Origin of the sequence: Gimesia chilikensis, from assembly GCF_008329715.1 — a bacterium.
In the GTDB taxonomy this organism is placed as follows: domain Bacteria; phylum Planctomycetota; class Planctomycetia; order Planctomycetales; family Planctomycetaceae; genus Gimesia; species Gimesia chilikensis.
Genome location: NZ_VTSR01000020.1, coordinates 248,503 through 274,883 on the forward strand (window position 1 = coordinate 248,503; position 26,381 = coordinate 274,883).

12 protein-coding genes are annotated in these 26,381 nt (G+C 53.5%); 3 read left to right on the forward strand and 9 right to left on the reverse strand.

Features of this window, described 5'->3' with window-relative positions; all coding sequences use genetic code 11:
* Positions 1-28: 28 nt before the first annotated feature.
* Together FYZ48_RS23130 and FYZ48_RS23135 are read right to left on the reverse strand one after the other, a co-directional pair.
* On the reverse strand, positions 29-790 hold the full coding sequence (locus tag FYZ48_RS23130; protein WP_149344773.1) for a hypothetical protein: 762 nt from the start codon (positions 788-790) through the stop codon (positions 29-31).
* Between the two features lie 124 nt (positions 791-914).
* Entirely contained in the window at positions 915-1,940 is a 1,026-nt protein-coding gene (locus FYZ48_RS23135) for a DUF1559 domain-containing protein (protein ID WP_149344775.1), read from the reverse strand.
* A 1,019-nt stretch (positions 1,941-2,959) separates the two neighbouring features.
* On the opposite strand from FYZ48_RS23135, the gene FYZ48_RS23140 reads away from it, so the two are divergent.
* Together FYZ48_RS23140 and FYZ48_RS23145 are read left to right on the forward strand one after the other, a co-directional pair.
* The gene (locus FYZ48_RS23140; RefSeq protein ID WP_149344777.1) at positions 2,960-3,253 is read left to right on the forward strand and encodes a hypothetical protein; all 294 of its coding nucleotides are present in this window, start codon (positions 2,960-2,962) and stop codon (positions 3,251-3,253) included.
* A 605-nt stretch (positions 3,254-3,858) separates the two neighbouring features.
* Positions 3,859-5,106, forward strand: coding sequence for a hypothetical protein (locus tag FYZ48_RS23145; protein ID WP_149344779.1), 1,248 nt, complete (start codon positions 3,859-3,861; stop codon positions 5,104-5,106).
* A gap of 187 nt (positions 5,107-5,293) precedes the next feature.
* Here FYZ48_RS23145 and FYZ48_RS23150 read toward each other — a convergent pair whose 3' ends face one another.
* From FYZ48_RS23150 to coxB, 5 genes are read right to left on the reverse strand one after another with little or no spacing between them, the layout of a single operon-like run.
* Positions 5,294-6,460: a c-type cytochrome gene (locus tag FYZ48_RS23150; RefSeq protein WP_149344781.1), complete on the reverse strand. Its 1,167-nt coding sequence runs from the start codon at positions 6,458-6,460 to the stop codon at positions 5,294-5,296.
* Positions 6,461-6,465: 5 nt separating this feature from the next.
* Positions 6,466-7,173 (reverse strand): cytochrome c oxidase assembly protein, encoded by a 708-nt coding sequence (locus FYZ48_RS23155; RefSeq protein WP_198422265.1) that lies wholly within the window; start codon positions 7,171-7,173, stop codon positions 6,466-6,468.
* Positions 7,173-7,571 carry a hypothetical protein gene (locus FYZ48_RS23160; RefSeq protein WP_149344783.1) on the reverse strand — a complete coding sequence of 133 codons (399 nt, stop codon included), beginning with the start codon at positions 7,569-7,571 and terminating at the stop codon, positions 7,173-7,175. The genes FYZ48_RS23155 and FYZ48_RS23160 overlap by 1 nt, the downstream gene beginning before the upstream one ends.
* A gap of 8 nt (positions 7,572-7,579) precedes the next feature.
* Positions 7,580-10,120 carry a cytochrome c oxidase subunit I gene (ctaD, locus tag FYZ48_RS23165; protein ID WP_149344785.1) on the reverse strand — a complete coding sequence of 847 codons (2,541 nt, stop codon included), beginning with the start codon at positions 10,118-10,120 and terminating at the stop codon, positions 7,580-7,582.
* Between the two features lie 10 nt (positions 10,121-10,130).
* The gene (gene coxB / locus FYZ48_RS23170) at positions 10,131-11,117 is read right to left on the reverse strand and encodes a cytochrome c oxidase subunit II (RefSeq protein WP_149344787.1); all 987 of its coding nucleotides are present in this window, start codon (positions 11,115-11,117) and stop codon (positions 10,131-10,133) included.
* Positions 11,118-11,727: 610 nt separating this feature from the next.
* Between coxB and FYZ48_RS23175 the strand changes: the two genes are divergently transcribed.
* Entirely contained in the window at positions 11,728-16,338 is a 4,611-nt protein-coding gene (locus FYZ48_RS23175) for a hypothetical protein (protein WP_149344789.1), read from the forward strand.
* Here FYZ48_RS23175 and FYZ48_RS23180 read toward each other — a convergent pair.
* Together FYZ48_RS23180 and FYZ48_RS23185 are read right to left on the reverse strand one after the other, a co-directional pair.
* Positions 16,335-18,176 (reverse strand): diguanylate cyclase, encoded by a 1,842-nt coding sequence (locus FYZ48_RS23180; protein WP_149344791.1) that lies wholly within the window; start codon positions 18,174-18,176, stop codon positions 16,335-16,337. The two genes, FYZ48_RS23175 and FYZ48_RS23180, sit on opposite strands and share 4 nt — an antisense overlap.
* A complete protein-coding gene (locus FYZ48_RS23185; RefSeq protein ID WP_187782174.1) occupies positions 18,176-26,362 on the reverse strand; it encodes an Ig-like domain-containing protein in 8,187 nt (2,728 codons plus the stop codon). The genes FYZ48_RS23180 and FYZ48_RS23185 overlap by 1 nt, the downstream gene beginning before the upstream one ends.
* Between the last annotated feature and the right edge of the window lie 19 nt (positions 26,363-26,381).

Below are 26,381 nucleotides of genomic sequence, written 5' to 3' on the forward strand. Positions count from 1 at the left end.
GCTCAATTACAGAATTCAGTTCTCATTCTTAATGATTGAAGCGAATCAGATACTGCGAACCTCCATAATTGATCAGAGAAAACTCGCGGCACACCCCTGCACTCCAGCCACCTGATCGATCCTCAATATGATAGGGGGCTCTCCTTTCACAATAACCAAAAGGCAATTTGATAGACGTTTTATCCTGGGATTTATCAAATTTTTCAACCTCAAAACCATACCAGAAATAGATCGCATCAGACTGATCTGTTGGGTTTTCTGATTTGGATAGGCAGATTAAAAATAACTTGGCACACTTTAAATCTGGCGCTGCTGTTCCAAACTGCATAAAACGCGTACTGACAACTTCGTAATAAAAATCCGTTTCAGGAGGATACAAATCAAGCCGTGCAGACGGACGAGCAGGCAGAGGATGCATGTAATGCCGGAAAGCAGGCTCGGTCCCTTTCGATTTCTTTTGCTTATCCTTTCTCGCCTGTGAACACGTATCGCCGCAGGCTCCTGATCCGACGCATAACGTTTCCGGGTAGCTGTCTAAAGGAGCGTAATTAATAATCGAGACAGCAGTGGCAGCCGCACAGTCGTCTTCATACTGATAACGATAAGCCATCCACGCCCAGAGGTTAGTTCCCACAGGCCCCAATGGAACCTGGTTACATACACAGGTCGTCAGCAGAGGGGTCTCTTTCTTTGTTTTTTTATCAGCAGCCTCGCCCATATTCGTTTTCCCCGCCAGACAGCAGAGCAGGAAACACGCTCCCAGTAACAAAGTCAGTTTCATTCGGTTCATCACAGTCGGCCCTTTCATTGTGAATCATGTGACGCTACAGGATTCTGAATTTAAAAAACAGTTTGCTTCAAAGTTAATCTGAATCGCTACTTCCGTTTTCGCTCTAAGATCACCTCCCTTACTGTTAATATTCTCCGAGAACCTTCCCGTCGTTGCGGGTACATAGATTTTTCAATGTTTCCAGATTCATATTCTCACTCAGAAATCGAACCGAGCCATCCGTCAACAGACACTGTGTGCCGCCACTATGCGCTGAAATCAGTGGATTATTAGGCCCCCCATCCGTATGAATGCCCGGCAGCCCGCCGTCCTTGGTTCCAATCGGATAACGCACCGTTGTCAGGTTGAACACCGGAAACGCCGGCGTGAAACCACCTGGCCCCAATAATTGGGGAGGCGTCCCGACACTCACCGTTCCCGCGGCCCAGCCACTCGGATTCCCCGCGTCGACACGCAAACTGACTCCCGACTTCAGCACCGAGCTGGAGATCTCTCCCACCACAATCGTATTTGATGAACCGTCTGTAATATCACCAATCGCGATGGTCCGATTTGGAATCAGCACGCCCCCCGCAGCAACCCGCCCATCCAGGTGGGGCAGACAACAGAGTGAGTTATCCGTGGAAGGAAACAGATCATCCGAAAAGTGAAGTTGATCGCCCGTCACCGTACCGGTATTCGTCGCCCCTGCGATCCCCGCATAGTGGGGCATCGTCATATTCACCCCGGGTACCAGGGCACCATTCACGCGGGCCTCCAGCGGACTCGACGGACACAGCATGACAGGCATACTGACATCTGCCACCAGTGCCGGATTCAAAGGCGTGAACCCGCAGCTGGCGACATCGTGATTATACTTGTTGTAAAGAGTGCCATACTCCAGATAAGGCAGCAGCCCCACCCACCAGCTCGACCCGAAACCAAGGTACTGGTTCCTGACCCCCAGCGGAAATACCAGGTAATCGCTATGATAATTCTGCAGCGCCAGACCGACCTGCCTGAGATTGTTTTTGCACTGGGAACGCCGGGCGGCCTCCCGCGCCTGCTGAACTGCAGGCAGCAATAGTGCAATGAGTACAGCGATAATAGAAATAGATACCAGTAATTCAATCAGTGTAAATCCACGTCTTTGATCAGGTGTGCGTAACATTTCTTTGGCCCTTTGTATGAACGTTTTTGCACCTCAAGATCATTATGTAATGTTTAAATTGGAATAACAAGAACTTCCTCACAAGAAATAACTGGCAACGCATTCAGCTGTTTCCAGGTTTGCGCAGATCAGTACCAGGTAGGCATTCACCGGCGCGTGAGTGCTTCTCTCCATCTCAAGTACCGAAAAACGGTTCGCTGACCGATCAGCAGGGACCAGGTTTTTATAAATTTCTGAGACTCCCTGCCCCTTTCTCACTTTCTGGTCACGGTTTGACACCAGCCCCCTCCCATTTATCCAGCGCACTTCTGTCTCCAAAACTGAATAGATTGACCTTGATCGGCACTCCCCGAATCATAAAGTTGTGAAATTGTGCTTCGCGCGCGAGGCGGATGATCCGAGCACGGGAACACCGCGAACCAGCGCCCCAGGATCACCTGAATCGCCGTCGATTTTTCCGGTTTTTCACCGGAACAGACAGCACCGGTTCCCAATGTCTCGTAGAATTTCAAATCATTTCGGAGCACTTTCAGAGCATTTCAAATGCATCTCACCAGCAACTCAGTGAACCTCACACTGAACTCAACGCCGGCAATCCCCTTGACGCCCCCACGCCGTTCCACATAATCCTCACCAGCACTCAAGGAGTATGCCTGACAGCCGACAGATCTCTTTACAGCAGATGCGCCAGTCAGCCAAATGAGCCACAGGGGGCCTAAGCCCGGTTAAAACGACTTTGGTAGCGACCATTCATTTTACGGACCGCACGCCGATCGCAGATTGAGAAACAGCCAGATCAAACGAGCCATTTTAGGCAATGGGGCGCACCACCCAAGCTGAAAATCCAACAGCTGAAAAACGCGAACAGCAGCGCCAGACTTCACCGTTGACCAGGGAACAGAATTCGAAGTCTGGAACAGAATCAGGCACTCAATCCCAGGGAGCATCGCTATAATATCTTGAGGGAAGTCGCAAGCGTCTTGACAGGTTGCTCATAAATTACGGGAATCAGACTTCGGATGAGCTTTCTTCAATCACTGGAACTGGATCAGATACTCAATCTGGCTGAAGCAATTCTCTGGATTTCGATTGCGGGTCTGTTTCTAGTCCGATTGCGTCACCGGCAGCAAAACAGAGATCTAGCCATCACCTGCAGCATCGCATTCGCGCTGTTCGGAGTCTCCGATCTGATCGAAATCTCAACCCGCGCCTGGTATCAACCCCTTCCACTCTTCATCCTGAAAGCAGTCTGCGTTGTCACGTTCATCACAGTATACATCACCTACCGCAAACGCCGTAGCGGAAAGCTTTAAAGCTGTCGGGGATTACCACGTGGACGTGTGGTGCTTTTCAGGGAAAGACGAACGGTTGTATTGCTGGTCCATTTTTCATTGTCGAAGGGGGTGCCGCGGACGATGCTTTTTCTGACCACCGTAGAGTCGCCCTGTTTTCAATCCGTATCAGTCGCGCAACGCGGCTTGTTCAGCATTCGAAATTCTTCCCCGGCAGCACAAATTCGTTTGGCTCTGCGCATACCCAATGTCTAGCAGAAACCAGTGAGAGTGAAAACAGAAAAGAGTCCTGCCCGATTTATCTGAGAACAAGTACTCGTAATACCACTCCGCAGATTTTACAATCACTCAATTTCCTGATCCTAAAATCAGCCGCCGTGAGCAACCGCCGGGCAGAACAGGATTGGTCCTGACCCCTTTTTCTGTTGACCGCCCCTGTGACGTTTCATTTTCTTTTTCGGTAAAACCTCTCCCCACCTATCCCAGCGTGATACAAGCGAAATATGAGCCTCACAAATGGTTTTACCATCAGAAAGCTTGACATTATTCCAGCAAGAATTGCATAATTAGACGTTCAATTCCAGCAAGAACTGCATAATTAGACGTTCATTTCTGGAGAAAATAACATGTTGAAAAATGCCGTATTTGTCCTGCTGTTGTTCTTGTTCCCTTCCACCACCTATGCCCAGACAACATCGACTGGTAAATGGTCCGTCTACAAGGTGTATAACAACATCAATAGAGAACCAGAGGTTGTTACTTCTGGATTGAGCGAAGATGCGGCAAGGTCACATGCAAAATACAAGAACTCAAAATTAAAACTGACTGATAACTTCTCATATACGGCTGAAGGTCCATCTCTTCCTTTGAAGTCAGCAACACAAGACCCACCAAGAGCATCTACTCCTAAACCGGGAATGAAGCTGAATCCAATTCCTGATGATCAACTGTTTGATCCGAAAAAGAAAATGGAGGAAGAGAAAAAGACCATTCCTGATAACCAGCTATTTGATAGAAGTAAGCAAGCAGATTCATTGACTTACAAAATATGGGGTGAAGTTAGCTATGATGCAGGTAGAAACTGGAAAATATATCCTAATACAACGGTCAGTTTCGCATACAGAATAGACAGTGAAGAAAGTGTATATCAAGAAGTAATATCAAAATATAAACAAAAAGTCATCTCTGCAAAATTGTATGAAGCTGTAGAACAGCAAGGCAACAAGGACATACGATTCCGAGTAAAGTATTCGAGCAGAAATTTATCATTAATCAATCAGTACAAAGAATCTAAAAGGTACCGTGTTGAAAGACGTTGGAAGTATAGCGAAAATGACAAGTTTAAAGAATGGTCTGATGGGAACACTATTAAGTCATATTTTGACAACCGAAACGATGCTGAAAATTACGTAAGTGAATTTAAATTAAAATATAAGCAAATCTTAGACTCAATTGTCTCTGAATTTCGTATTATTGACACTAAGAGTACGGCAGTGTCTCCACCTCAAGTCTCAAGTAAGCTGGTAAGCGACAATAAACCCGCCGTACAATCATTGGTCGGTAAGTGGGGGAAAAGCTATCACCCTTCACTTGAAATAAAATCCGATGGTGCAATTATCTGGAAGTATATGGGATACAGCTATGGCAACCGAGATGACTTGTTTAAGCGTAAGGCTGAAGTGAGAAACTATAAGCAAGATGGAAACAAAATAAGTTTTGATGTTCGACAAACATCAAGTAAATACAACTATGACAACCTATCTGGTACATTTACAGGCGAAGTCAATGATGATGTACTCACAGGCAAATTCAATGCTTTAAGTGGAAACGTGAAAAATTTGTATTTGCCCAAAGCACCATCCCAAGAGAAATAACCACCTCATGCCCGACCCTCTCGACCAATTCCACAACGAGCCTGAACCATCTCAGGAAGATTTACTAGAGATGATGGACATACTGCATCAGATGGCTCTCGATGATTATGCAGCAGAGTTTGCGAAGAATTTGAAGCCAGGGGACAAATAGAAGGGGGCAGCGACTGTCCTGAGTGACTGATCCCGCTCAGTTCTTTCGGGATTTCTGTGCAGACAGCTGGGCGTAATAGAAGCTCACTGCCTGAATCTGCTCCGGCTTCAATCCATCGACGACGGCGTGCATTAAATTCGCCGTTTTTGTTCCCCCACGTTTCCGCTGCTGAAACAGTTCCAACTGCCGCATCAGGGAATCCGGAGCCTGACCGATCAATGTCGGATAGGAATTCTCAAACGACTGACGTGTTGTCGGGTGACAGTCGGCACACGCCCCCACTCCCTGATCTGGAATCCCTTCCGCTGCGATCTTCGCTCCCCGTTCCACGGCCGCATTCCATTCTTCGGGAGAAATATCAGCGGATTTCCGTCCTGGTTCAGTACGCTCGACAGGATCGGCAGGCTGCAGCCGTGCATAGAAACGGGAGACTTCCTGAATCTCATCGTCCTGTAACGGCCCCGCGACGATCTGCATCGTTCCACTATGCCGCATCCCCCCGCGATAGGCTTTGAGCGACTCTTCCAGGTAAGCAACGTTCTGTCCGGCCAGCCGGGGGAATGCCCCCAGGCCCCGCCCCTGACCGTCCAGTCCGTGACAGCCCGCGCAGACTTCAATCACGGTGTGCGGCACCTGCAGGTTTTCTCCCTCTGCGGAAGCGATGGACTGACCACTCTGCTTGTTATGTTCTCCCCACACCAGTTGCTCGTACTCAGCCAGCGAGAGCTCCGGATACTTCTGCAGGAACGCCACCACGGACCAGATTTCATCTTCGCGTTTCAGATTGGGCCACGCCGGCATCGCTGTCATCTTGATGCCATGCTTGATGACGTAGTACAGTTCTGCAGGCCCCTTGTGAGGCACTATCTCAGCCAGATCAGGCGGTTTGGGAGTCATCCCGAACACCAGTGCCGAACGCCCGGTTTCCGGCGCGCCGTGACATTGCCTGCAACCGATCTCATAGTGTCCGGCTCCCTGGGCCACCAGCGCCGCGTCATCCAGCTCCGGAACAGTGATGCCGCTGCTTTGTGTCGCTACGGCGCGATCCTTGGTGAAGTTGAGAAACCAGCTGGTGATCGCCCAGTGTCCCGAACTGGCCCTGATCGGTATCAGGCCACTCACGACGACCAGCGCCCCGCCGCAGGCCAGCACCAGCAGTAGCACCGCAATGATTTTCAGTGCCTGTTTGTATGACTGTTTCATGGTTTTCACTCCTTGGGTTGTCGTTCGCTTCGAACCAGGTCCACCGTCAACCAGACCCCACCGGACAGGTAAACGATCCCCCCCGCGACCAGCATGATCGCTCCCCCCAGATGCTGATCCTGCAATGCGGACAACGAACCGTATCCCTGGTGATGTGCATACACCGAGCGCGGCGCCAGGGCTAGCAGAGCCCCCAGCAGCGTCATGTGCATGGAGGTCAGCAGCAGTCCCACCACGCCGGCAGCACTCCGGGACCGTGTCCGGGGAAAGGTTCCTCCAAAAGCGGAGATCCAGACCGCGATGCCCGCCAGCAGGAAAGAGCCCTGCTCCGCGACCAGTCCCCAGGTCGACATCCGGGCCACATGATGCAGCCCCGGTGCATGCCAGGCCCAGACGATAATCAGTTCCGCGACAGACGCAGGGATCGGCGCGAAAAATACCGGCCAGCGGATCACCGGATCGAAGCGGGAACCGGCCAGTGCCAGGCTGATTAGCGGGGCAGCCACTGCCACCACCAGCATATGCATCGTCATGTGCGCAAAGAACGCCTGGTGTGCCAGTCGCGGCAACGGTCCCAGCCAGGCGATCACCAGGCTGACCAGCCCTGCCAGCAACAGCCAGCGCTGCACCGGCACCACCTGACCGGTCGTCTCCTCAGTTGAGGGTGAGAGCTGTTGCTCTTGTGTGCGATATTCGGTTGCGGTCATTTTCATCAGTCACAATTCCCGATAAACAGAGCCACAGCTGCGACGAACAGCGTAGCGATAATACTCAATGCCGAAAGCAGAAAGGTGGCCAGTCCCAGAAACCGATATCGATCCAGCGGCGTATCGTCATCGGGAGACAGATCCTGCGAAAGATGCCGATGCCTGCGAAATCCGATCCAGCCAAACCAGCCCATCACGGCGACCGCCACCGCGGTATAAACGCCGATCGCCACTCGTACCGTCATAAAACCACTCTCCATGCCGACATGCTTGGCACACCAGATAGCTGCCGTCAGATAACAGGCCAGCAGATGCACCGCCCAGATAAACGGAGGGAGAAACATCAGCCAGATGCGCTCATGCCGTTCATGAAATTCGTCAGAATGCTGTCGGTCCTCTTTCATCGTCGTCCTCATGAAACACTGGGAAATCCTGCGATCACGCCGACCGTAATCACCACTGTCAACGCCAGAAAATGCCAGTACAACGCCACATTCACTATGTCAGCGTCATACCGGGCCGTCATGCGTCCCGCCGCCCGCCGCGCCAGACAGTACAGCTGCATCACCACACCGAGCACCGCATGCAACGCCGTCCACCCCACCAGAACCCAGACCACCGCCGGATAAACGTGCTCCGTCGGGTCCAGTCCGGTCAGCCAGGGCCCCGCCAGCAACGCACCGGTCCCGCCGACAGTAAATAGCGCCGCCAGTGACAGCAGCAGGTAGAACCGGGCACCGAAGTCACGACGATTCCAGTGCCGCGCCAGTAAAGTCAATCCGTAAGCGACCAGCAGCAGCAGCATTCCCGTTACGGGCCAGAAGACTCCTGGGCCGGGCAGCGGTTCGGGAGGATAGTCGTCGTGAATTGTCCAGTAAAAAAAGTAACCGAATACCAGCGACATAAACGCGGTCACATCCGCGGTCATCGTGATAAACATGGCCCACCAGCCGACCGCCTGGGGACCGGAGAGATACAACGGCAGACTCACTCCCAGCCCCACGTCTTTGTTTTCCTTTTCCGGTATCCAGGCGGTCCCGGTCCAGACCCATCTCAGGATCACACCACAGGCAATCACCCCGCTGAGAATCGCCGGCCACCACCAGTGATACGTCGCAAAAATGAAAAAGCCCCCGGTAAACAGCGCCGCGAAAAACGTCAGAAATGTCGGCCCCCCAACCCGCAGACACTGAATCGGTGTGGCATCGATTACGGAGCTGACTATCGTTTCCCGCTTCCCCTCCTCGGCGTCAGGCAGATAAAACCGGGCTTCATCTACATCGTTCACAAAACCGGGCTGCTCCCATAACGGATAGCGACTGTTGATCACGGGAATCGAACGCACGCCCCACGGCTGGTCCGGCATTTCCGCCAGCCATTCCAGCGTCCCCGCCTGCCAGGGATTCCGCTCCGAGAGTGCCTGCTGCCGGCGTGGCCTGAAAACATCGATCAGAAACACGACAAATCCAGCCGCCAGCACAAACGCACCGATGCTGGAGATCAGATTCCACAAATCAAGCCCCATGCCCGCAGGATACGTAAATACGCGGCGGGGCATCCCCAGCAATCCGAGGATGTGCATCGGGAAAAAGGCCACGTTAAACCCGATCAGCACCAGCCAGAAGACAATCGTGCCGACCCGTTCGGAAAGCTGCTTCCCGGTCACCAGCGGAAAGAAATAATAGAAGGCCGCCATAATCGGAAAGATCGTTCCGCCAATCAGCACGTAATGCAGATGACCGACGATAAAAAATGTATCATGCGCCTGAAAATCAAAGGGCGCCACCGCCACCATCACACCCGTCAGGCCCCCGATGATGAACGTCGCCAGCCCCGCAAAGATAAACAACAGACAGACCGAACGCTTCACGTTTCCCGCCGTGAGTGTCGCCAGAAAACAGAAAATCTGCACTCCCGTCGGAATTGCCACGGCCTGTGAGGCCGCAGAGAAGATGCCGATCGAGATCCCGGGCAGCCCCGTCGTAAACATGTGATGCACCCACAGACCAAAACTCAGGAAGCCGGTCCCTACTGCAGAGAGGACCACCCAGCTGTAGCCCACCATCGGCGTCCGGGCGAAAGTGGGAATCATCATCGCCATCAACGCAATCGACGGCAGAAAGACGATATAAACTTCCGGATGCCCGAATATCCAGAACAGGTGCTGCCATAACACAGGATCCCCGCCCCGTTTCGGATCGAAGAACGGCCAGTCGAATGCCCGCTCCATTTCCAGCAGGATGTCTCCCGCGATCAACGGCGGAAACGCAAACAGGATCATTCCTGCCACCACGAGAATATACCAGCAATACAGGGGAATCAGGTTGATCCGCATCCCGGGGGGACGGCACTTCAGCACTCCCACGATCAATTCAATCGCGGCAGCGATCGAGGCGATTTCAATAAATGTTAAGCCCAGCAGCCAGATATCCGCGCCGACACCGTCCTGAAACGCACTCGTCAGCGGCGGGTACATGAACCAGCCCCCCTTGGGCGCCGCACCGAAAAACAGGGAACCACACACAAAGATGCCGCCGATCAGAAAACTGAAATAACCGTAAGCCGACAGCCGGGGAAAAGGCAGATCCCGCGCTCCCAGCATCTCCGGCAACACCATGATTGAAAAAGCTTCGAAAATGGGAACCGCGAAGAGGAACATCATCACCGAACCATGCATGGTAAAGATCTGATTATACTGGTCCGCCGTCAGAAACGTGTTGCCCGGCACCGCCAGCTGAATTCGCATCAGCAGCGCCAGAACACCGCCAAACAGGAAGAAGGCAAACGACGTGACCGTATACCACAGACCGACCTCGCTGTTATTCACCGCCGACCAGTAACGCCAGCCGCGCGGCGTCTCCCAGGCTTTCAACAGCCGGGCCGCGGACGGCGCGATCTCCGGCTCTGATTCTGAATTCGCAGCTGAATTTGTCGTGGCGGGTAGCGATTCCATCAGTTCGTTTTCATTTCAAATTGTCTAAGTAGGTTACCAGATTCGCGAGCTGTTCCTCTGTCAGCGCACGAAATTCAGGCATCTTGACGCCGGGCTTCAACCGCGATGTCTCTGTGATCCAGTTTCGATAATGGGCTCTGTCCGCAGTCAGCAGTCCGGCCCCCAATGTCTGGCGACTCCCCACATGGGTCAGATCCGGACCGATCGTTCCATCTGCATCTGTACCGCGCACCGAATGGCAGGCACCGCAGCCCGACTGCAGAAATACGGCTTCCCCTGCCCGCGCAGCGGCTACCTGCGGCAACTCGCGCGAGGCACGCTGCCCGGCCAGCCACTGCTCATACTCGTCGCGATCAACAACAACCACGCTGAAATTCATGAATGAATGCGACTCACCACAGTATTCCGCGCAGATCCCCCGATAGGTTCCCACCCGGTTCGGATGCAGCGTCAGTCGCGTGGTGCGCCCCGGAATCATGTCCACCTTGCCTCCCAGTGCCGGGATCCAGAACGAGTGCACTACATCACTGCTGGACAACAGAAATTCCACTGGCTCTCCCCGGGGCAGGTAGATCTCATTCGCCAGTTCCAGTACCCCTTCCTTTTCATCAGGGTAACGCACACGCCACCACCATTGACGCCCTTCGACCTCCACCTGCAACGAACCTTTCGGCGGACGAGCCAGCAGGGGAGGCAGCAGGCTCAGACTGAAAATCAGTAGCGTTGTCAGAATCAGCGTCGGCGCGATCACGCCACCTCCGATGATAAACAGGGCTGACTTACGACGATGATGGGCCACGGGATTGAGCAGCAGGCAGTAGATCGTCAGGCCGATCATTACAATCCAGATCACGGTCGCACCACCTAACATCCACCAGAACAGATCCGCAATCTGCTCTGCTCCTTTCCCCGCAGGATCTAGCGTGGACTGAGATCCCGTACAGCCGGTAAGCAACATTACCACTGTAAGCAGGACTCCCCTCGCTTGTGCAGGCATGGCAGGTATTTCCCGGTCTTTCGTTCCCCGACAGTCATATTCAGTCACGTTTACGGAGCCCCGACTCGACGATCATAAGCCCCGACAGAGTGTCACATCAGTCTGCATCAGGAAAATCGCAATTAACGTGCCTCTGAGACAGAAATCACCAATCTTACCACGTCAGACTGACATACCGCTCGACTCTCCAGGCGTCTCAGCAGTCAAAACAGAACGACAGTCAGCCGATAATTACGAAAGCCACGACTGGGCTTGAAGATATCCGTTTTCCGGAAATCAGCAGCCACAATCTTGTTACACCCTGCCAGCCTCAATTAATCGCCCGCTGACAAACCGCCCTGATCGATCGACAACCAGTGAAACTCAATCGCAGAGGCGTCGCCTCAGCAATGAATTTCTCATACTGCAAAAACAGCATGTGACGAACCGTAGCGTAAGCTCTTTCCACTGTTTATGTTATAAAAACAGCAAAGAAGCCCGATCGCTCTTTTTATTCCGCGATTCTTGTATTTTTCCTGCGATACCGCGTCGGGTTCGCCCTCTCAAAGGTGATCTATTCACTGACAGAGGGTCTGTCAGCGATCGAATCTGGAACTGAGAGGGCTTACTGATGAAACTCAAATCCAACTTCACCTGTGCTGCATTGCGTTTGATTCCGCAACTGCTCCAACGGCAGGCCAAACAGAAACGACGACGCGCAGCCCGGGCAGCCACCCAGTGCAGACAACCCGCAGCCTGTTTGATCGAATCGTTAGAAGACCGCAGGCTGCTCACAGCCGCCTTTGCTGAATTCATCGACCCCAATCCGAGCGCAGACAATGGTTTTGGTGACTCGGTTGTTCCCCTCAGCACTGGCAATGTCGTGATCACAGCTCCCTGGGACGATACAGGGGGAGAAGATGCCGGCGCGGTATATCTGTTCGATGGCTCTACCGGAAACCTGATCAGTACCCTCATCGGCTCGACTGATGACGATCGCCTCGGTTTGAGTGGAGTGACGGCCCTCGCGACGGGTAATTATGTCATCTGCAGTCCTTATTGGGACAACGGCTCCTGGGACGATGCCGGAGCGGTTACCTTTGGAAACGGAAATACCGGGGTCAGCGGAACGGTTTCCTCTTCGAACAGTCTGGTGGGAACCTACTACAATGATTATCTGGGGCGCATCAACTCTAACAACGACATCAGCGCTGTAACTGCCCTCCCGAACGGGAACTATGTTGTCAGCAGCCCTAACTGGGACAATGCCGCTGAACAGGATGCCGGCGCTGTTACATTTGGGAATGGACACACAGGGGTAACAGGTTCCATCACGGCCAGTAACAGTCTGATCGGCACGACCAGCTATGATGCCGTAGGCGGTACCGGAGTCACTCTCCTCGATAATGGAAACTATGTGGTCAGCGCCCCCAACTGGGACCAGATCAGAATCGAAGAGGGAGGTTTCGTCCAGCGAACGAGAGATGTCGGTGCAGTAACCTGGGGCAGTCAATCCACCGGAGTCACAGGGATCATCTCATCCTCAAACAGCCTGGTGGGATCACAGACAGATGATTACGTGGGCGGTATGTATCTCGGAAATTCGGGGGTGACCGTGCTCCCGAATGGGAATTATGTCGTGAGTAGTCCCTATTGGAATAATGGAACCGTAACACAGGCTGGCGCTGTCACATTTGGTAACGGTAATTCGGGTACCACAGGCATTGTGTCCGTCAATAACAGTCTGGTCGGATCTTCGATCTCGGACCATGTAGGCAGCATTGAAGCTTTCAACGGTGTCAGTACTGAAACGAGCATCACAGTCTTATCCAACGGAAACTATATTGTCTCCAGTCCCTACTGGAACAACGGTTCGGTCCTGAATGCCGGAGCAGTCACCTTCGCCAGTGGAACAGCAGGCATCAGCGGAGTGATTTCCTCAACCAACAGCCTGGTCGGTTCTTCAACAAATGATGAAATTGGCGGCTGGACCTGGGGGGGCATGCGTAGTATTACCGAACTCAGCAACGGAAATTTTGTAATCAGCAGCCCTGACTGGGATCATGGCTCCGCAACCGATGCGGGTGCCGTCACGTTCGGTAATGGAACGACTGGCGTCACAGGAGTCCTCTCCGCAGCCAACAGTCTGGTAGGCTCCTCCAGCGACGACCAGGTCGGGTTATTTGATTACTATGGACTCTCGTTCGTTACCACGCTGACTAACGGCAATTACGTCGTCAGCAGCCCGTTCTGGGATAATGATGATTTGAGCGACGCAGGTGCTGTCACCTTTGGTAACGGCACCACTGGCACCACTGGCATAATCACTTCGGCCAACAGCCTGGTCGGTTCCAGCAGTGATGACAGCCTGGGATTTACCAATTCACAAGGGATCTCTGCCGTGACGCCGCTTTCGAACGGTAACTATGTTGTCAGCAGTCCAGACTGGGACAATGGCTCCAACCAGGATGCAGGCGCATTCACTTTTGGAAACGGCATCAGTGGAACCAGCGGTATCATTAATGCATCCAACAGTCTCGTAGGTTCCAGCGCAGATGATGAACTCGGAAGTATGGATTTTGAGCAGACTTCCGCCGTCACGGCCCTGCCCAATGGCAACTATGTTCTCACCAGCCCTTCCTGGGATAACGGTGATCTCTACAACGCGGGTGCAGTCACGTTCGGTGATGGAACCACGGGTGTAACCGGAGTGATTTCAGCTGCGAACAGCCTGATCGGAACCATAGATAATGACCGTCTGGGATATTCCGGAGTTACGGTGCTTACCAACGGCAATTATGTCATCACCAGTCCCTTCTGGAACAACCCGAACGGAGAGTACGGCATCGCTTATGCTGCCGGTGCCGTCACGTTTGCCAATGGCAGCACCGGTATTACAGGAACGATCTCAGAAAGCAACAGCCTGGTTGGTACCGACAGCGACGACACTGTAGGCGGCACGAATTATGATGGCTTTACCGGAGTCATCCCCCTGACCAATGGAAATTACGTCGTCAGTTCACGGAACTGGTCGGTTGGTTTAGAGGCAAATGCAGGTGCAGTCACTTTCGGTAACGGCACTACCGGGGTCCAGGGACCAGTCTCCTCTGAGAACAGTCTGATTGGCACTCAAATTGGTGACCTTGTCGGAGACATCAGCTTCACAGGTTTTAACAGTGTGCACGCTCTCCCAAACGGAAATTACGTTGTAATGGCCAGCTACTGGGATAACGGCACCATTCAGGACGCTGGAGCGATTACATTAGGCAATGGTTCAACAGGCACCAGTGGCGTTATCTCAGCCAATAACAGTCTTGTGGGATCGTCTCATTATGATTACCTCGGCATCAACGATCCCGAAGGAACCTATGAACTGACAATTCTCGACAACAGTAATTTTCTGGTGACCAGCCCTGGATGGGATATGGGGGCAAACTACAACCTCGCAGCAGTGACCTTTGGCAATGGAACCAACGGAATCAACGGTCCTCTCTCTGCAAATAACAGCGTCTCGGGTCAGAATTCGAGAACCGAGCTTCCCCGGATCATACTGGATGCAGTCAATAATGCGTTCTACATTTCTTATTCGGATCAGGGAAAGGTCTATGCGGGATCGCAGGGAACGGGACTGGTTCAAACCAGCATCGATGAAATCTCTGATCTCAGTCTCGATAAAAATGCAGCACAACAGACAGTTAACCTTACCGGTATCACAGCAGGTGGTGCGGCAACGAACCCCAGGCGGGTTACTGCGACCAGCAATCACCCGGCACTGATTCCCGATCCGACCGTAATTTACAACTCGCCGGCGGAAACAGGCAGCCTGACGTTCACACCTGTAGCAGACCAAACTGGTGTCGCCATCATCACCGTAACTGTCGAAGATGGTGGACTTGATAGTGATCTGGATACCCAGGAGGATAATGGATTCTTTCAGCACACTTTCAGTGTATTCGTTGACTACTCTGGAGAATTAGTATCTGCTGAAATCAACATGCAGGTTGTCAACTCCCCTACAGAAATCAACGCGAATGGTACCGCCTCGAATTTACCTGATCACCAGTCAGACGTCCTGGAATGGTCCTCGTTCTGGGTGGAACTCTGGGTAAATACGGATGACAATTTCAGCCAGGGAATCTTCTCCACGAGTCTCGACCTGAACTATCAGAGTGCCTATACCACGGCAACCGCAATCGAGTTCGGGCCTGCATTTTCCCTGAATCAGAGCGGCACCATTGACGATGCCTCCGGAAGCATCACCGGCCTGTCTGCAGAGACAGCCCAGACCGATCTGGGAGTTTCCGAGCACCTGCTTTTTGCCCGCATCAAATTTGAATCGCTGGCCAACGATGGTGTCGACCTGGATCTGGAACAGCAGCAGATCGGTCCCCATGACCTGGAGCTCACTTTTACCTCTGCAGAAGTCAGCCTCGTCTCCGGTTTACCCGTCACCATCACCGACAGCCCGCTGCAGACAACCAGTATCTGGGCGAATCCTTATGACCTCAATGACGATGATGCCATCACGTTTAAAGACTTGCTCCTGTTCGCCAGTGTCTATGGCGAGATACCCAGCCAGTCGCAATCCGATTATGCCTGGTTTGCTGATCTGAATCAGAACGATCGTGTTGAATTCAAAGACTTGCTCCTGTTCGCCAGCAATTACGGCAAACGCAAACTCGAATCGCCTGCGATCATTTATCCCCTCAATTATCCGGACGCGTGGAACAATCAGTTAACACTTGCCGCAGCTGTCCCTGCACCACAGAATCCCACTCCTTTATCTCAGACCACAGCGGAAGAGGTATTGCACACGGCTAAAACAGATCTCACATCTCAGCTCTCTCCAGAAGATCAGCTGCAACGGAACGCGATCAAGGTCCAGGTCGTTGATCTCCAGGGATCTGTGCTGGGACGTGCAGCAGAGAATACGATCTATCTCGACTCCACCGCTGCGGGTCAGGGCTGGTTCATCGATCCGACACCTCGTGATCATAGTGAATTTCAGCAAACAGACGACTTATCCTTAGTCGCTCTGCCGGACAGCGACGCAGACGGTCAGGTCGATCTCTGGACAGTCATCCGCCACGAGCTCCTGCACCTGTTGGGATACGAACATCAGGAACAGGGTCTGATGGAAAGCACGCTCCAACCGGGAGTCCGTAAACTGACCGAATGGGAACAGGACGCCGACCTCTATTTCGCCTCGCTGCAGGCAGAAACGGAACTCAGTCCGTTTTAATCCGCAACGGTTTCGATGAGTTGTGACTGATATTCCTGGCACTGCTCCATGAGCCGGTTGGTCAGATAGATCGCCTCAACCACATCCATGGTCGTCGCAGCATCTCGTAACTGATCGGCCGCCGCAGCCACTTCAGGCAAGTTCTGCGCTGCAGCCAGCGTGTGAATTTCATCTGCCAGCTTCGCAAGTCCATCAAAGTCCTGCCTGTCAATCATCTGCCCCAGTCCGTCCATGGTCTGACCCAGCCGCAACGCCGCTTCCGAAGAAATCGCGGGCTCTTGCACTGCAGGCCCCTGTGAATCGGGCGTCTGTCCAACAGGCGCCGGTTCCCGCGCGACTGGTTCGCTGAAGTCCATATCCCGGGGAACGAGGTCCCACCGCGAAACCTGGTTTCGCCCGCCCCGTTTGGCGGCGTACAGGCACTTGTCGGCTTCGTCCAACAGGTCCTGGGCGTTCTCTGCCCCCAGGCTGACGGCAGTCGCACCAAAGCTGGAGGTCACTTTCAAATCTTCGAATTCAAGACGCTCGACTGCCCGGCGGTACTCCTCGGCCACCTGGGCGGTCTGATCAATGTCATGTCCCGGCAGGAGAATACAGAACTCTTCTCCCCCATAACGGCAGAGTACACCCGGTGCTGTGACCAGTTCCATCAGCGTCGCACCAATTCCTTTTAATACCAGGTCACCGGTTGAGTGCCCATGATTGTCGTTGATCGACTTGAAATGATCGATATCCAGCAGCACGCACCCCAATGGTGTCCCTTGCTCTTGTGCTTCTGCCCAGAGGGTCTCCATCTGTTCGTAGAACGAACGTCGATTCAGACAGGAGGTCAGCGGATCGCGCGTCGCCAGGTATTCCAGTTCCTGATTTTTCTGCTGAATTTCTTCTCGCGATTCGTGCAATGCCTGCAGCATCTCGCGTAACTCGGATTTCTTTTTCTCCAGTTCGGTCACATCTTCAAAACTGACCAGCACTCCCCGCGATCTGCCTTCATCGTCCAGCACCGGTGCGCAACTGACAACAAAACAGTCAGCGACTGTCGTATTGCTTTCCAGTGACAATGTAATCCCCTTGTGGGTTGCCCCATCCGTTAAGACTTGTGTCCAGGGCAGTACGCTTTCCGATTCAACCTCAGTCTCGCTCTGAATCATCCACGGCAGTTTGCCAACCGGCTGCCCCTGCAACTGTTCGGGCGTGGTCCGCAGTGCGCGTGCAATCGTTTTATTCGCCAGGACAATCTGCTCTTTCGTATCCAGAATCAACAGGCCACCGGCCAGCGTATCTAATGCTTCCTGCACCCGTCCCGGAATCACCCGGGACGGATTTAGCGATTGCAGGGTTTTCCGCAGAAAGAGAACGAACAGCAGAAAACAGCATCCAATGACAAAAACGATATAGCGTGTCATCGGCCTGTGCCAGAGGGACAATAGTCCCGCCTGCTTTTCCGGATAATAAATCTCCAGTTGTCCCCAGGCCAGATTCTGCTCCCGCAGTTCGATCCGAACCTGATTGAACTTGCTGGCGAGATCAGCATCAGCCAGATTGACTGTCGGACCTGCGTGTAGAAAGACCTCTCCATCCTGCTTTCTGAGCACGGCACTGCTGATATCGGGATTATGTTGTACGACCGCTTCGAGATAATCCTGGAGTGCTTCAGAATTCCCCTGGGTCAGAAACAGCGAACTGCTGACCGCCAGTGCCTCACAGTAGCGGGCCCGGTCTTCCATCTGCAACCGCGACAGGTTCGGAGCCAGATTCAGGCTGCAGGCAATCAACATCGTACTCAGCGTGAGTATGACCAGTCCTGCGACAATTCGAAAAGTGACTGAAACACGCATTAGAGCAACTCACTTTCGTTAACGGGAGCGGAGGCTTCGGCCTGCTCGATAATACTCTGCAGAGAATCTCCCTCCTCGTCGCAAACCTCACCAAACTGGTCAAGCACCGCAATCGGGTCCATAAATCGCCAGGTCGGCAGACTGCTGGCCAGCCCCGCCATCAGATAGCCTCCCTGTAACAGCCAGATCAACAACCCGGATGAAACCGTCGTCGTGACCACCGCCGCGGCACTGATCAGTCGCTGTTCAGAATCAGCCGTCAGGTTTACCTGTTCCTGAATGTCCTCGTAGCGGGTACTCACCAGTTCAGAATAGACCACACTCGCCGTATTGACTTCCAGCCTGTGCGTCACTGGATCGAAGGATGCCTGTAGCAGCGCCATCCGCGTCGTATGCCAGCCCCCGGCCTCGTAGCCAAAATCCGTAACCAGGTTGCTGGTCGAAGTCACAACCGAAAAGTCGGGCAGAATGCCGCCCGGTGTACCGGTATCGACGGGAGAGCCATTACTGAAAAATACACTGCTATCAACTTGTGTCTCCCGGCCCCGTTCTGCTAACAGATCCCCCTCTCCTGCAGGGAGTTCAGAAAAGATGATATCTTCATTCCCGGTACCGCTGCCGGAGCCGTCTCCCGATCCCCCTGTGTCCGTCGTATCATCGGGTGGATCAGGCTGACTGGGATCATCAGAATTGCCTGGATCGTCTGGCTGATCCGGATTGGAGGGGAAGAGCTGATTCACCTGATCCACGATTACCGTCAGTATCTGTGTCGCGGTTCCTCCCAGGTCATCACTGACCTGCACTTCCACTTCAAAGATATTTCCCCCCAGAGGCGAATCGAGCTCTGCAGACGCTGCAAATGACAGTTCGCCTGTATTCGCATCAATGTTAAACAGGTCCGCGTTGAGCCCCCCACTGACTGAGAAGGTCAGTATCTGAAGCCCCAGTTCAACATCGGTCGCTTCAATGGTAGCAACTGTCGACAGCACTCCGGAAAGCCGCAGGGTCGCACTCAGTCCCCCTCCGCTGGAAGTGATCACCGGTGCGTCGTTGACCGCCGTTACATCAACGGTCATCGTGCTCGAAGTTAACGCTTCCAGACTGCCATCACTGACCACATAATCAAAGCTGGCGTAAGCCACACCATTGCCGTTCTCCACTGGTACATAGGTCAAATCACCGGCATCAATGTCCGCGCGGCTGATAATCTGCCCCAGAATCACATCCAGACCGGACAGCTGCAAGATGCCTACCGCTGGCAGGGTACTGATTTGAATCCCGGCCAGGGGATCTCCATCGATGTCACTGAAATTGAAATCCGCTGCAGTGAAAGTGTAAGGCGTATCTTCATCCGTAGTGACTGTGTTATCCAGAGCCGTCGGTGCATCATTCACTGCAGTCACATTCACCGTCATCGTACCTGGTACTGACGCTTCCAGCGCACCATCACTGACCACAAAGCCGAAGCTGGCATACCCCACGCCGTTGGCATCAGGCACCGGCACAAACGTCAGATTCCCTGCATCAATGTCGGCTCGGCTGATCACCTGGTTGAGTGTCACATCCAGGCCCGACAACTGCAGCGTTCCCAAAGTAGCCAGCGCACTGATTCTGACACTGGCCAGAGAATCGCCGTCGATGTCGCTGAAATTGAAATCAGCGGCAGTAAAGACGTAAGCAGTATCCTCGCTGGTTGTCACCGTGTTATCAGAGGCCGTCGGTGCATCGTTAACCGGTGTCACATCGACCGTCAGTAAATTTCCGGGAGTCGATTCCAGTGCCCCGTCACTCACAGTGAACGTAAAACTGGCATAACTCGTTCCATTTGCATTCGCCGCTGGAACCAACACGAGGTTTCCCGCATCGATATCCGCTCGGCTGATCGCCTGATTTAATGTCACATCGACGCCCGACAACTGTAACGCTCCTGACGTCACCAGAGAGGTAATCCTGACACTGGTCAGCGGGTCCCCATCCACATCGCTGAAGTTGAAATCGGCAGCCGTAAAGATATACGGCGCGTCTTCATTAGTCGTCACTGTATTATCGGCCGCTGTGGGGGCATCGTTAAACGCATTCACGTTGATCGTCATGGTACTCGCGGGTGACGAGTAAAGCGTACCATCGCCGACACTGAAACCGAAGCTGTCATAACCGGTCCCACTGGCATTCGTGACCGGCGTAAACGTCAGGTTCCCCGCATCAATGTCGGCCCGACTGATCACCTGGTTCAGCGTCACATTCACGCCTGATAGTTGTAACGTCCCCACCGTTTCCAGCGCTGTGATCCGCACGCTGGCCAGTGAATCACCATCAATGTCACTGAAGTTGAAATCAGCGGCGGTAAACACATAAGGCACATCCTCACTGGTCGTCACGGTATTGTCTGATGAAGTCGGTGCATCATTGACCGGCGTCACATCGACAGTCAGCGTATAGGTTCCAGTCGACTCAAACGTCCCATCGTTGACGGAATACCCGAAGCTGTCGTATCCGGTACCGCTGGCATTCAGACCCGGCGTAAACGTCAGATTACCGGCGTCGAGATCCGCCCGCGAAATCACCTGGTTCAAGCTCACATCCACGCCTGACAACTGCAGTGTGCCCACCGACTCCAGGGACGTGATGGTCACACTCGCCAGGCTATCGCCGTCCCCATCAATAAAGTTGAAGTCCGCAGCCGTGAACGTGTAGGGAGTCTCCTCAGCCGTCGTCACGGTATTATCGGCTGCTGTCGGCGGCTCATTTACCGGCGTCACCGTAATCAGCATGGTCTGAGAATCGGAACCGCCATAACCGTCGCTCGCCGAGACGGTCACTTCATACACATTGTCAGTATTCGCGTCGATGGGGCTCTCGTAGTCAGGCGGGCTGATAAAGGCCAGCTCACCTGTCAGATTATCGATCGTAAACAGCGCCGCGTCCGTTCCGCCACTGATGGAATAGTTCATGGAATCCAGATCCGGATCACTGGCAGCCACCGTGGTCACCGCGGTTGTATTTTCAGCGACATTCGCGATCGCCGCCGGCCCACCACCATCAGAGGTGATCACAGGCGGATTGTTAATCGTATAACTGATCTGCACATTATCGACGTACAAATACTCGACAAACAGCAGTCCCAGCAGCCCGCCATCATAGCCGCTGTCGATTTGAATGCGGATCTGCGTATCAGCGGCTGCCCAGGCAGAGATGTCCCGACTGTAGCTACCCGTAAAGTCGGTCAGTACATCGAGCACAGTCCAGGAACTTCCGCCGTTATCCGAGATCTGTACCGAGAAAGAGTCGTTGGATTCAGTTCCTGAAGAAAGAGCATCGAACGACAGGGTCACATCGTGAGCCATCGACAGGTCGGCTTCGCGCGTTGCACTGTTGTCTGCACCGCTCTCACCAACCATCCGCAGCGTGCCTCCCATCACCCGCACATCACCATTGCTCGGGCTCTGAGCACCACCGGAACTGTCACTCTCGACCCAGCTGCTACTCCAGTTCACGGTCCCATCATTGTTACTGTATGACTGTGTCCCGAACTGATCCAGAATCATATTGCCTGGATCAGGCGTGATATCAACGGTCATCGTATTTGTGGCTACGGAATCGACCGTACCATCATTCACAGTGAACCCAAAACTGTCGTAAGCCGCACCGCTTGTATCCGCCACCGGAATAAACGTCAGATTCCCGGCGTCCAGATCAGCCTTGCTGACAATCTGGTTCAATGTCACATCAACGCCTGCAAGCTGTAAGGCCCCCACCGTTTCCAGTGAAGTGATCTGCACTCTCGTCAGAGCATCTCCATCGATATCCCCAAACCCAAAATCAGCTGCAGTGAAGGTGTAGACTGTATTTTCACCGGTGGTAACCGTATTGTCAGCCCCCGTCGGGGCGTCGTTCACAGGAGTCACATCCACCGTCAGCGTATATCCGCCAGCAGAATCAACGGTGCCATCATTCACTGTGAAAGTGAAACTGTCATATGCCGCTCCATTGGCATTCGGCACCGGCGTAAACGTCAGGTTCCCCGCATCAATATCCGCCCGACTGATCACCTGATTCAACGTCACATCCACGCTCGAAAGTTGTAACGCACCAACAGACTCCAGCGATGTGATCTGAATACTCGTCAGCGTATCCCCATCCGCGTCACTAAAATTGAAGTCGACTGCGGTGAAGGTGTATGCCGTATCTTCGCTGGTTGACACCGTATTATCAGCCGCCGTGGGTAGATCGTTCACCGGTATGACATCGACGGTCATGACATATGCAGCAACGGAATCGGCAGTACCGTCGTTCACCGAGAAACCAAAGCTGTCATAACTGACGCCGCTGGCATTCGCGACTGGCGTAAACGTCAGGTTTCCCGCATCGATGTCCGCCCGACTGATGACCTGGTTCAGCGTCACATCCACACCAGATAACTGCAAGGCCCCCACCGACTCCAGCGAACTGATTCTCACACTCACCAGCGAATCGCCATCGATGTCGCTGAAATTGAAGTCAGCAGCTGAAAAGACATAAGGGGTGTCTTCATTCGTGGAAACGGTGTTGTTCGCCGCCGTGGGCAGATCGTTAACGGGAATTACATCCACAGTCATCGTATAGGATACCGCGGAATCTGTAGTGCCGTCATTCACCGAGAATCCGAAACTGTCATAGCCGGAACCACTGTCATTCGCAACCGGCGTAAACGTGAGATTCCCGGCATCAATATCCACCCTGCTGATCACCTGGTTCAGCGACACATCCACGCCCGATAACTGTAAGGATCCCACCGACTCCAGCAAAGTGATTCTCACGCTCGCCAGCGAATCCCCGTCCACATCATTAAAATTAAAGTCTGCTGCAGTGAAGGTAAAAGTTGTGTCTTCACTGGTCGTGACCGTGTTATCCGCCGCTGTAGGCAGATCGTTGACGGAGGTCACATCCACGGTCATTGAGTACGCAGCAGCGGAATCGGCGGCACCGTCATTTACAGTGAATCCAAAACTGTCATAACTGGTTCCACTGGTGTTCGCGACCGGCGTAAACGTGAGGTTTCCCGCATCAATATCCGCCTGACTGATCACCTGGTTCAGCGTCACATCCACCCCTGAAAGCTGTAAGGCCCCCCCAGTCTCCAGCAATGTAATTCTCACACTCGTCAGCGGATCACCGTCGATATCATTAAAATTGAAGTCGGCGGCGGTGAAAACGTAGGTCACGTCTTCACTTGTCGTGACGGTATTATCCGCAGCCGTCGGTGCATCGTTAACCACGTTCACATCGACCGTCAGCGTAAAGGCAGTGACTGAATCCACCGTCCCGTCATTGACTGTGAATCCAAAACTGTCGTAGCTCGTACCACTCGCATTCGCTGCTGGCAAATAAGTCAGATTGCCTGCATCGATGTCAGCCCGACTGACCACCTGATTCAACGTCACATCTACCCCCGAAAGCTGTAAGGCTCCCAGGGTTTCCAGGGTCGTGATTCGAATGCTTGCCAGTGTATCCCCATCAATGTCGCTGAAATTAAAATCCGCGGCAGTAAAGACATATGCGGTATCTTCATTCGTCGTCACCGTGTTATCCGCCGCTGTGGGGGCATCATTCACAGGCGTGACGTCAACCGTCATGGCATACGAGGAAACTGAGTCTGCAGTCCCGTCATTCACGGAAAATCCGAAGCTGGCATAACCTGCCCCGTTGGCATTCGCCACCGGGGTAAATGTGAGATTGCCCGCATCAATGTCGGCCCGGCTGATGACCTGGTTCAGTGTCACATCCACGCCCGAGAGTTGCAAAGCCCCCACCGTTTCCAGTGAAGTAATCTGCACGCTCGCCAGCGAATCTCCCTCTATGTCACTGAAATTAAAATCGACCGCCGTGAAGGTGTAAGCAGTATCCTCACTGGTGCTCACAGTATTGTCAGCAGCCGTCGGTGCATCATTTACCGGAGTGACATCGACGGTCATCGTATTGGAGAGAGCAGAATCCAGCGTCCCGTCGTTCACAGTGAATCCGAAACTGTCGTAACCCGTACCACTGGCATTCGCCACTGGTGAAAACGTGAGATTGCCCGCATCGATGTCAGCCCGGCTGATCACCTGGTTCAATGTCACATCCACACCCGACAATTGCAGAGATCCCACAATCTCCAGAGCGGTAATCCGGACACTCGCCAGGGGACTCCCTTCGATGTCGCTATAATTAAAGTCGGCTGCGGTGAACGTGTAAGTCGTATCCTCGCTGGTGGTCACCGTATTGTCAGCAGCCGTTGGTGCATCGTTGACCGCGGTCACATCCACTGTCATGGTGTTCGAGGATGAAGACTCCAGTGCGCCATCATTGACAGTAAATGTGAAGCTGTCGTAACTCGAGCCATTGGCATTCGCGACCGGAGTAAATGTAAGATTGCCCGCATCAATGTCGGCCCGACTGACCACCTGGTTCAGCGTTACATCTACACCTGACAGTTGCAGTGCCCCAACCGTCTCCAGAGCCGTAATACGTACGCTCGCCAGGGTATCGCCGTCGATATCACTGAAATTGAAGTCGGCTGCGGTAAACGTGTAAGGCGTGTCCTCACTGGTCGTCACCGTATTATCTGCTGCGGCGGGTGTTTCGTTCACGGGAGTCACGGTCACCAGAATGGTCTGCGTATCACTACCGCCAAACCCGTCGCTGGCCTCGACAATCACTTCATAAATGTTGTCGGTGTTGTTGTCGGTCGGACTTTCATAATCGGGAGCAGAGATAAAGGCGAGTTCCCCCGTGACGTCATCGATCGTGAAACGACCCGCATCTGCGCCACCCGAAATCGCATAGGTCGGTGTATCCAGGTTCCCATCGGTCGCGGTTACGGCCGTCACGGCCGTCGAATTCTCAGCCACATTCACCACCGCCGCTGCTCCGCCACCATCAGAAGTGATTTCCGGTGCTTCGTTGACCGTGTAACTCACCTGCACATTGTCGATGTATAAATACTCGACAAACAGCAGCCCCAGCAAACCGCCATCATAGCCTGATTCAATCTGGATACGGATCTGTGTATCTGCTGCCATGTAGGACGAAATATCCCGGCTATAGGCTCCGTTATAATCCGTCAGGGTATCCAGCACGGTCCAGGAACTCCCCCCATTATCGGAAATCTGGACCGAGAAGGTGTCACCAGCTTCGGTTCCGCTGGAGACCGCATCGAAAGAGAGAGTGGCATCGTGAGCCGTGGAAAGATCGACCTCACGGGTCACGCTGTTGTCGGCCCCGCTGTCGCCCACCATCCGCAGTTCACCACCGGTGATTCTGACATCACCGGTACTGGCGCTCTGAGCGCCTCCCGAGTTATCGTACTCCACCCAGTTACCATTCCAGTTCTGGGTGCCGTCATTATTGCCATATGATTGACTGCCGAACTGATCACGCACCGTCTCCGTTGCCAGCAGACCCAGCCATTCATTCTGTACCAGGGATGAGAACACCACGTCGGTCTCCAGATCCCCCAGTTCATACTCCAGATCCCAGTCTCCCCCCAGGCTGGACGCACCCGTATCATCTGAACTCGCGGCGATGTCGGCTCCCGTCAGTTCCTGAATCTGTCTCAGCAATTCCTGACCGGAAGCGGTAGCTGCCAGATCACATCCGTAAAACAGCAGATCGGTTCCTGCAGAGAACGACTCACTCCAGCCGGTGATGGCTTCCGAAAAGCGATCGAGATTCTCCAGGCTCAACCAGGTCGCCCCCAGTTTGACCGACTGCGGCGTTCCATGCGAAACAAAATGGATCGCATCGACTTCGGAATAATTTTGTAACGCTTCACTGATCTGCAGGATCCCGTCCTGCTGACTGTCCAGTAGAATGATTTCGAGTTGACGCTGCTCGTCGTTCTGGGCCAGCAGGTCATCAATCAGCTGCTGGTAATGGTCGGTCGACTCATCGATAAATACGAGTTCCAGATCGCGATTTGCCTCGTCAAACGCATCGGACAGCCCGAACTCCTGCAGCAGATCATCGACAGAGTCACTCAGAGTGGACGACTCTTCTGCAGGCACATCTGCGACCTGCATCGTTTCCACACCATCGACGGATGGGGCAGGAATGACACCAGTTGTGGCACTGGTATCTGCATCCGCGGTCAGACTCGGATCGATCACATCCACGGGCATAGGAGCCGCACTCAGCATCAGCAGCTCTTCCAGCTGGAATGCCTCCACAACGCCGCCTCGGGGGCGC

Coding starts and splice junctions, on each gene's coding strand:
- FYZ48_RS23130 (WP_149344773.1), bottom strand. CDS start 790: ATGAACCGAATGAAACTGACTTTGTTACTGGGAGCGTGTTTCCTGCTC.
- FYZ48_RS23135 (WP_149344775.1), bottom strand. CDS start 1,940: ATGTTACGCACACCTGATCAAAGACGTGGATTTACACTGATTGAATTA.
- FYZ48_RS23140 (WP_149344777.1), top strand. CDS start 2,960: ATGAGCTTTCTTCAATCACTGGAACTGGATCAGATACTCAATCTGGCT.
- FYZ48_RS23145 (WP_149344779.1), top strand. CDS start 3,859: ATGTTGAAAAATGCCGTATTTGTCCTGCTGTTGTTCTTGTTCCCTTCC.
- FYZ48_RS23150 (WP_149344781.1), bottom strand. CDS start 6,460: ATGAAACAGTCATACAAACAGGCACTGAAAATCATTGCGGTGCTACTG.
- FYZ48_RS23155 (WP_198422265.1), bottom strand. CDS start 7,173: ATGAAAATGACCGCAACCGAATATCGCACACAAGAGCAACAGCTCTCA.
- FYZ48_RS23160 (WP_149344783.1), bottom strand. CDS start 7,571: ATGAAAGAGGACCGACAGCATTCTGACGAATTTCATGAACGGCATGAG.
- ctaD (WP_149344785.1), bottom strand. CDS start 10,120: ATGGAATCGCTACCCGCCACGACAAATTCAGCTGCGAATTCAGAATCA.
- coxB (WP_149344787.1), bottom strand. CDS start 11,117: ATGCCTGCACAAGCGAGGGGAGTCCTGCTTACAGTGGTAATGTTGCTT.
- FYZ48_RS23175 (WP_149344789.1), top strand. CDS start 11,728: ATGAAACTCAAATCCAACTTCACCTGTGCTGCATTGCGTTTGATTCCG.
- FYZ48_RS23180 (WP_149344791.1), bottom strand. CDS start 18,176: ATGCGTGTTTCAGTCACTTTTCGAATTGTCGCAGGACTGGTCATACTC.